Genomic DNA, 7,902 nt, shown 5'->3' with positions numbered 1-7,902 from the left:
CCTCGCTGACCTGGCCCGGCAAACCCCTGGGGAAGTCCTTGCCGCCCAGGGCCCGGCGGCCGCCGCGACCTTCCGTGCCCAGCGCGCACAGCCGCCGCAGGTCAAGCGCGGCCCGGCGCAATTGCTGGACTACACCGCCTCGACCCTCGACAAGAGCCTGGCCGCCTACCGCGCCGGGGATCGCGAGCAGGCGTATGACCTGTCGGTGGCGGCTTACCTCGAGGGCTTCGAGCTGGTGGAAAGCTCCCTCGACAACGTCGACGCCACCGTGCGCAAAGACACCGAGAAATCCCTGATGGCTTACCGTCAGTCGCTGCAGGACGGCCTGCCGGCGGAACAGGCTGAGCAGCGCCTGGCGGCGGCCAAGGCCAAGCTCAAGGAGTCGGCGGAGTTGTTGGGTTCTGATGGCTTGAGCTGGTCCCTGAGCTACATCTCCGGGTTGCTGATCCTGCTGCGCGAGGGCCTGGAGGCGATCCTGGTGCTGGCGGCGATCCTCGCCTTCCTGCGCAACACCGGCCAGCAGTCGGCGGTGCGCAGCGTCAACGTCGGCTGGGGCCTGGCCTTGCTGGCGGGCTTGGCGACCTGGGCCCTGGCGGCCTATGTGATCGATGTCAGCGGCTCGCAGCGTGAACTGCTGGAAGGCGCCACGGCGCTGTTTGCCAGCGTCATGGTGTTGTGGCTGGGGGTGTGGATGCACGACCGGCGGCACGCGGCGGCCTGGCAGGACTACATCAAGAGCAGCCTGGTGGGCGGCGGTGGCCGGTTCGGCTTTGCAGTGCTGGCGTTTTTCTCGGTCTATCGCGAGCTGTTCGAAGTCATCCTGTTCTATGAAACCCTCTGGCTGCAGGCCGGCCCGGCCGGGCACAACGCAGTGCTGGCCGGTGGCGCCACCGCGCTGGTGCTGCTGGTGGGCCTGGCCTGGGTGATTCTGCGGGGCTCGGCGAAACTGCCCCTGGCGCTGTTCTTCGGCATCAACGCCGCGTTGCTGTGCGCGCTGTCGGTGGTGTTCGCCGGGCACGGGGTCAAGGCATTGCAGGAGGCCGGGATCTTTGGCACCCGCCCGGTGCCGTTCTTCGACTTCGACTGGCTGGGGATCCACGCCGATGCCTACTCGCTGGCGGCCCAGGCTGTGGCGATCATGGCGATCGTGGTGCTTTACAGCCGCAGTCGCAGCGCCGAGAAGCGTCGGGTACAGGCTTCCTGAGCCTCGACAGGCGGGTTTATAGCGGGCAAGCCCGCCCCTGCGGCTAAAGTGCAGGGGGCGGGTTTGCCCGCATTGCATTCAGGAGGAAGGATTATGCGTGTCTGGGTCGATGCCGACGCTTGCCCCAAGGCGGCCAAGGATCAGTTGGTGCGCTTTGCCTTGAAGCGTCAATTCGAGGTGGTGCTGGTGGCCGGGCAAAGCCAGATCAAGCCGGCGTTTACCTGCGTCAAGCTGATCGTGGTGCCCAGCGGGCCGGATGCCGCCGACGATTACCTGGTGGAGCACGCCGTGCCGGGCGAACTGGTGATCTGCAGCGATGTGCCACTGGCGGACCGGCTGGTGAAGAAGGGCGTGGCGGCCCTTGATCCTCGTGGCAAGGAGTTCGATGCGCAGAACATGGGAGAGCGCCTGGCGGTGCGCAACCTGTTCACCGACCTGCGCGAACAGGGGCAGGTCGGCGGCGGGCAGGGGCCTTACGGCGATCGCGAGAAGCAGGCGTTCGCCAACTCACTGGACCGCATCCTGACGCGGCTGGCGCGTCAGGCCTGAGCACCGCTCGCTAGAGCGTGAACAGGTTCAGGGCGGTCAGTCGTTTTCGTGGGTCAGTTCCAGCACTCGGTCCACCAGCTTGTTGATGCCGGATGCGGCTTCGCTGATGGACTGGGCGAGCATGTAGGCCGGGGTGCTCACCAGTTTGCGCGCCTTGTCCTCGACGATTTCGCTGACTTCGCAGTCGGTGTGGGTGGCGCCCATCTTGCCCATGGCGGCGGCGGTGTCGGCATCGTTGCCGATGGTGCAGATCACCCCCGGGCCGTAGATCTTCGCCGCCAGCGCCGGCGAAATGCAGATCAGGCCCACCGGCTTGCCAGCCTCGGCAAAGGCTTCGGCCAGCGCCAGTACATCTTCCTGGACCTTGCAGTCCGCGCCTTTGACGGCAAAGTTGGAGAGGTTCTTGGCCGCGCCAAAACCGCCGGGCACGATCAGCGCGTCGAAGTCTTCGACGTTGGCTTCGCGCAGGTTCTTGACCTCGCCACGGGCAATGCGCGCCGATTCCACCAGCACATTGCGCGACTCGTCCATGGTTTCACCGGTCAGGTGGTTGATCACGTGCATCTGCGCGATGTCAGGGGCGAAGCACTGGACCTTGGCGCCGCGTTGGTCGAGGCGCAGCAAGGTGATCACGCTTTCATGGATCTCGGCGCCGTCGTATACGCCACAACCGGAAAGGATCACTGCAACTTTTTTGCTCATGGGTTTTTCTCCAGATTCATGGCGCTAAATGTCCACTAAATTGTCATGGGTTGCCATAGGGTTATTTCACTGCGGGACCTAATCTCCCGTATCGATTCCGGTCAGGTCGCGTCATGAACTTCATCCTCTATGCGGTGCCGTTTTTCTTCGTATTGATTGTTGTCGAACTGTTGGCCGATCGCTGGCGCGGGGTGAACAACTACCGCGTGGCCGATGCCGTCAACAGCATCAGCACCGGCATGCTGTCGACCACTACGGGGCTTCTGACCAAGGGTGTGGGCCTGGTGACCTATGCCTTTGCCCTGAAGCACCTGGCGCTGTTCGAGTTGCCGGCCGACAGCGTCTGGGTCTGGGTATTCGCCTTTGTGCTGTATGACTTCTGCTACTACTGGCTGCATCGCTTCGGCCATGAACGCAACATCCTCTGGGCGGCCCACTCGGTGCACCACCAGAGCGAGGACTACAACCTCTCCACGGCCCTGCGCCAGACCAGCACCGGCTTCCTGCTGAGCTGGATCTTCTACCTGCCGCTGGCCGTGGCCGGCGTGCCATTGCTGGTGTTTGTCAGCGTTGCGGCGCTGAACCTGCTCTACCAGTTCTGGGTGCACACCCGGCATATCCCCAAGCTCGGCTGGTTCGAATGGTTCTTCGTGTCGCCGTCCAATCATCGGGCCCACCATGCACAGAACGCTCTCTACATGGATCGCAACTACGGCGGCGTGTTCATTATTTGGGACCGTCTGTTTGGCTCGTTCCAGGAAGAAGACGATAACGAGCCCGTGGTGTTCGGGGTGACCACGCCCCTGGCCAGTTGGAATCCGATCTGGGCCAACCTGCAGTTTTATGCACAGCTGTGGGCGGACGCGCGGCGTACCGAAAGCTACTGGGACAAGCTGCGGATCTGGTTCATGCGCACCGGCTGGCGCCCGGCGGATGTGCGGGCCAGGTACCCGCTGGCCAAACCGGACCTGAGCCAGTTCCGCAAGTTCGAGGTGGAGCTGGATGTGCGTCAGCAGGTGTACGTGGTGCTGCAGTTCTCGGTGTATGTGGCGCTGGGCAGCTACCTGATGAACCTGGAGAGCAGCTTGCCGACCGGTGCCCTGGTACTGGGCTGGGGCGCCATAGCGTTCGGGTTGTTTGTGCTGGGGGCGGCGCTGGAGAATCGGCCGTGGGCGTTGAAGCTGGAGGTTGTGCGGCTGTTGTCGAACCTGCCGCTGGTGTGGCTGGCGCCGCTGGTCGGGCTGTGGCCGGCCAGCCCGTTGGGCTGGATCGGCCTGCTGAGCTACAGCCTGCTCAGCGTGATCGGTCTGTACTACGTCAGAGGCCGGGTTACTCGACTGGCGTCTTGATTTCGGCCTTCTTGTCCTGCTCGGCCTGGTAGATCTCCTTGGCCAGCCGCGCGTTCTTCAGGCGCCGGCGCAACCACAGGCCCAGGCCCAGGATCAGCAGGGCGCCCAGCACCCACAGCTCGTACTTCTTGATGCTGCCGAGCATGCCCTCGAGCACCGCACCGAAGTGGTAGGCGGCCGCGGCCAGGGCGGTGGCCCAGATGGCTGCGCCGATACCGTTGAGCAGCAGGTAGCGTCCCGGCGGATAGCCGGACAGGCCAATGGCCACGGGCATGACCGTGCGCAGGCCGTAGACGAAGCGGAAAGTCAGTACCCAGATATCCGGATGCTTGCGGATATGCTCCAGCGCCCGGTCACCCATCAATTGCCAGCGGGGTTTGCGTGCAAGCAATTTGCGTCCGTGCTTGCGCCCCAGGAAATACCAAAGCTGGTCGCCGGCGTAGCTGCCGAAGAAGGCCACCACCACCACCAGGTTGATATCCATGTATCCGCGAAACGCCAGGAAGCCCGCGAGCACCAGAATGGTTTCGCCTTCGAAGAACGTGCCGAGAAAAAGGGCGAAGTAGCCGAAGTCATGCAGAAATTGTTGGAGCATTGTCTGGGTGCTGGCGAAATGAACGCGCAGCCTACCCCTTCGAGGACATAGAGGAAAGTATCGAAATGTGTCTCGACGTGAACAAATCCAGCAATGACAATCACTGCGACTACAGGTCACAGGGTTAAGCACAACTGTCATTCGTTCGTCATAATGGCCGCTTATAACTGTCACGCTCGCCCGCCAGCGCGGGCTCAGGAGTCTGCCGTGAGCTTTACCCCTGCCAACCGCCTGTTCCCCGCCACCCGCCTGCGCCGCAACCGTCGTGATGATTTCTCTCGCCGCCTGGTTCGTGAAAACGTCCTGAGCGTCGACGATCTGATCCTGCCGGTGTTCGTGCTCGAGGGCGAGAACCGTCGGGAAGCGGTGGCTTCGATGCCGGGGGTGGAGCGCCTGACCATTGACCTGCTGCTTGAAGAGGCGGCGACCTGGGTCGAACTCGGCATTCCGGCGCTGGCCCTGTTTCCGGTGACTCCGGCGGCGCTCAAGTCCCTGGACGCGGCCGAAGCCTGGAACCCGGAAGGTATTGCCCAGCGCGCCACCCGCGCCTTGCGCGAGCGCTTCCCGGAGCTTGGAGTGATCACCGATGTGGCGCTGGACCCGTTCACCACCCATGGCCAGGACGGGATTCTCGACGCAGACGGTTATGTGCAAAACGATATCACCGTCGACGCCCTGGTCCGCCAGGCGTTGTCCCATGCCGCGGCCGGTGCCCAGGTGGTGGCGCCATCGGACATGATGGACGGGCGGATCCAGGCGATCCGCGAGGCCCTGGAGCTGGCCGGTCACGTCAATGTGCGGATCATGGCCTACTCGGCCAAGTACGCCAGCGCCTATTACGGCCCGTTCCGCGACGCGGTGGGCTCGGCGCTGAACCTGGGCAAGGCCAACAAGGCCTCGTACCAGATGGACCCGGCCAACAGCAACGAAGCGCTGCATGAGGTGGCCGCCGACCTGGCGGAAGGCGCGGACATGGTGATGGTCAAGCCCGGCATGCCGTATCTGGACATCCTTTATAGGGTCAAGGATGAATTCAAGGTGCCGACCTTTGTCTACCAAGTCAGCGGCGAGTACGCCATGCATATGGCGGCGATTCAGAATGGATGGTTGGGTGAAGGGGTTATTCTTGAATCCCTGACCGCTTTTAAACGTGCAGGTGCCGATGGCATCCTGACTTACTTTGCCGTTCGTGCTGCTCAATTGTTACGAGAGCAAAAATAGCCCTCCCAGGAACACGCGATGAATACCGAAGGACTTACTGAAGTGGCCGTAAAAGACGCTCAGCCGGTGGTTGAGCCAATCGCCGAAACCCCACCCGTGCTGGAGACCCCGCCTGCGGTGGTCGCGGCCGCGGTCGAGTCGCCGCAGGCGGCCCCGGCGATCGCGATTCCCAGCCTGGATGACAGCAGCCTGTACATCCATCGCGAATTGTCGCAACTGCAGTTCAACATCCGCGTGCTGGAGCAGGCGCTGGATGAGTCCTACCCACTGCTGGAGCGGCTCAAGTTCCTGCTGATCTTCTCCAGCAACCTCGACGAATTCTTCGAGATCCGCGTTGCCGGGCTGAAAAAGCAGATCACCTTCGCCCGTGAACAAGCCGGGGCCGACGGCCTGCAGCCGCACCAGGCGCTGGCGCGCATCAGCGAACTGGTGCACGGTCACGTCGACCGCCAGTACGCGATCCTCAACGACATCCTGTTGCCGGAGCTGGAGAAGCATCAGGTCCGCTTTATCCGTCGCCGCAACTGGACCACCAAGCTCAAGACCTGGGTCCGCCGCTATTTCCGCGACGAGATCGCACCGATCATCACCCCGATCGGCCTCGACCCGACGCACCCGTTCCCGTTGCTGGTGAACAAGAGCCTGAACTTTATCGTCGAGCTGGAGGGGATCGACGCCTTTGGCCGTGATTCCGGCCTGGCGATCATCCCGGCGCCGCGCCTGCTGCCGCGCATCATCAAGGTCCCGGAAGAAGTCGGCGGCCCGGGCGACAACTATGTGTTCCTGTCGTCGATGATCCACGCCCATGCCGATGACCTGTTCCAGGGCATGAAGGTCAAAGGCTGCTATCAGTTCCGCCTGACCCGTAACGCCGACTTGGCCGTGGACACCGAAGACGTCGAAGACCTGGCCCGCGCCCTGCGCGGCGAGCTGTTCTCCCGTCGCTACGGCGACGCGGTGCGGCTGGAAGTGGCCGACACCTGCCCGAAACACCTGTCGGACTACCTGCTCAAGCAGTTCAACCTGCACGAGACCGAGCTGTATCAGGTCAACGGCCCGGTGAACCTGACGCGGCTGTTCAGCATCACCGGCCTGGACAGCCATCCGGAGCTGCAATACACGCCGTTCACCCCGCAGATCCCCAAGCTGCTGCAGAACAGCGAAAACATCTTCAGCGTGATCAGCAAGCAGGACATCCTGTTGCTGCACCCCTTCGAGTCCTTTACCCCGGTGGTCGACCTACTGCGCCAGGCCGCCAAGGACCCGCACGTGCTGGCCGTCCGGCAGACCCTGTACCGCAGCGGCGCCAACTCGGAAATCGTCGATGCGCTGGTGGATGCGGCGCGTAACGGCAAGGAAGTCACGGCGGTGATCGAATTGCGCGCGCGGTTCGACGAAGAGTCCAACCTGCAACTGGCCAGCCGCCTGCAAGCGGCCGGCGCGGTGGTGATCTACGGTGTGGTCGGCTTCAAGACCCACGCCAAGATGATGCTGATCCTGCGCCGTGAAGCCGGCGAGATCGTGCGTTACGCGCACTTGGGCACCGGCAACTATCACGCGGCCAACGCCCGTCTCTACACCGACTACAGCCTGCTGACCTCCGACGACGCCCTGTGCGAAGACGTGGGCAAGCTGTTCAGCCAGTTGATCGGCATGGGCAAGACCCTGCGCATGAAGAAGCTGCTGCACGCGCCGTTCACCCTGAAGAAGGGCATGCTCGACATGATTGCCCGGGAGACCCAGTTCGCCCTCGACGGCAAGCCGGCGCACATCATCGCCAAGTTCAACTCGCTAACCGATCCGAAGATCATCCGCGCGCTGTACAAGGCCAGCCAGTCGGGCGTGCGCATCGACCTGGTGGTGCGCGGCATGTGCTGCCTGCGTCCGGGCATCGCCGGGGTCTCGCACAATATCCATGTGCGCTCGATCATCGGCCGCTTCCTGGAGCACACCCGGGTGTTCTACTTCCTCAATGGCGGCGAAGAGCAGATGTTCCTCTCCAGTGCCGACTGGATGGAGCGCAACCTCGACAAGCGGGTCGAGACCTGCTTCCCGGTCGAGGGCAAGAAGCTGATCCTGCGGGTCAAGAAAGAGCTGGAGAGTTACCTCACCGATAACACCCACAGCTGGAGCCTGCAGTCGGACGGGCGCTACATCCGCAACACGCCGACCGGCAACCAGAACCCGCGCAGCGCCCAGGCGATTCTGCTGGAGCGCCTGAGCAATCCAGTGTTGAGCGTTCGCTAGGCGAAGTGACAGCGCAGCGGCGGCCCGCAAGGGCC

General features: G+C 63.4%; 7 protein-coding genes. 5 read left to right on the top strand and 2 right to left on the bottom strand.

All coding sequences use genetic code 11. The features are described from left to right. Together CF161_RS07450 and CF161_RS07445 are read left to right on the top strand one after the other, a co-directional pair. Positions 1–1,204, top strand: a 1,204-nt coding sequence (locus tag CF161_RS07450; RefSeq protein WP_020295952.1) for an FTR1 family protein, incomplete at its 5' end; no start/stop codon positions are given. A 93-nt stretch (positions 1,205–1,297) separates the two neighbouring features. Beyond that, positions 1,298–1,753: a YaiI/YqxD family protein gene (locus CF161_RS07445; protein WP_020295951.1), complete on the top strand. Its 456-nt coding sequence runs from the start codon at positions 1,298–1,300 to the stop codon at positions 1,751–1,753. 36 nt (positions 1,754–1,789) lie between these two features. Here CF161_RS07445 and elbB read toward each other — a convergent pair whose 3' ends face one another. Then, entirely contained in the window at positions 1,790–2,455 is a 666-nt protein-coding gene (elbB, locus tag CF161_RS07440; protein ID WP_020295950.1) for an isoprenoid biosynthesis glyoxalase ElbB, read from the bottom strand. Positions 2,456–2,568: 113 nt separating this feature from the next. Here elbB and CF161_RS07435 point away from each other — a divergent pair, with 113 nt between their 5' ends. After that, positions 2,569–3,804 (top strand): sterol desaturase family protein, encoded by a 1,236-nt coding sequence (locus CF161_RS07435; protein ID WP_020295949.1) that lies wholly within the window; start codon positions 2,569–2,571, stop codon positions 3,802–3,804. On the opposite strand, the gene CF161_RS07430 is transcribed toward CF161_RS07435, so the two are convergent. Then, the gene (locus CF161_RS07430; protein ID WP_020295948.1) at positions 3,785–4,399 is read right to left on the bottom strand and encodes a DedA family protein; all 615 of its coding nucleotides are present in this window, start codon (positions 4,397–4,399) and stop codon (positions 3,785–3,787) included. The genes CF161_RS07435 and CF161_RS07430 overlap by 20 nt on opposite strands. A 207-nt stretch (positions 4,400–4,606) precedes the next feature. Here CF161_RS07430 and hemB point away from each other — a divergent pair, with 207 nt between their 5' ends. Next, positions 4,607–5,620: a porphobilinogen synthase gene (gene hemB, locus CF161_RS07425; RefSeq protein WP_020295947.1), complete on the top strand. Its 1,014-nt coding sequence runs from the start codon at positions 4,607–4,609 to the stop codon at positions 5,618–5,620. Between the two features lie 18 nt (positions 5,621–5,638). Further along, positions 5,639–7,867, top strand: a complete 2,229-nt coding sequence (gene ppk1 / locus CF161_RS07420; protein WP_020295946.1) for a polyphosphate kinase 1 — start codon at positions 5,639–5,641, stop codon at positions 7,865–7,867. Positions 7,868–7,902 lie beyond the last annotated feature (35 nt).

It is taken from the genome of Pseudomonas sp. CF161, from assembly GCF_000416215.1.
Lineage (GTDB): Bacteria > Pseudomonadota > Gammaproteobacteria > Pseudomonadales > Pseudomonadaceae > Aquipseudomonas.
This window is presented reverse-complemented; position numbering and strand designations above follow the sequence as displayed.

Coding starts and splice junctions, on each gene's coding strand:
- CF161_RS07445 (WP_020295951.1), top strand. CDS start 1,298: ATGCGTGTCTGGGTCGATGCCGACGCTTGCCCCAAGGCGGCCAAGGAT.
- elbB (WP_020295950.1), bottom strand. CDS start 2,455: ATGAGCAAAAAAGTTGCAGTGATCCTTTCCGGTTGTGGCGTATACGAC.
- CF161_RS07435 (WP_020295949.1), top strand. CDS start 2,569: ATGAACTTCATCCTCTATGCGGTGCCGTTTTTCTTCGTATTGATTGTT.
- CF161_RS07430 (WP_020295948.1), bottom strand. CDS start 4,399: ATGCTCCAACAATTTCTGCATGACTTCGGCTACTTCGCCCTTTTTCTC.
- ppk1 (WP_020295946.1), top strand. CDS start 5,639: ATGAATACCGAAGGACTTACTGAAGTGGCCGTAAAAGACGCTCAGCCG.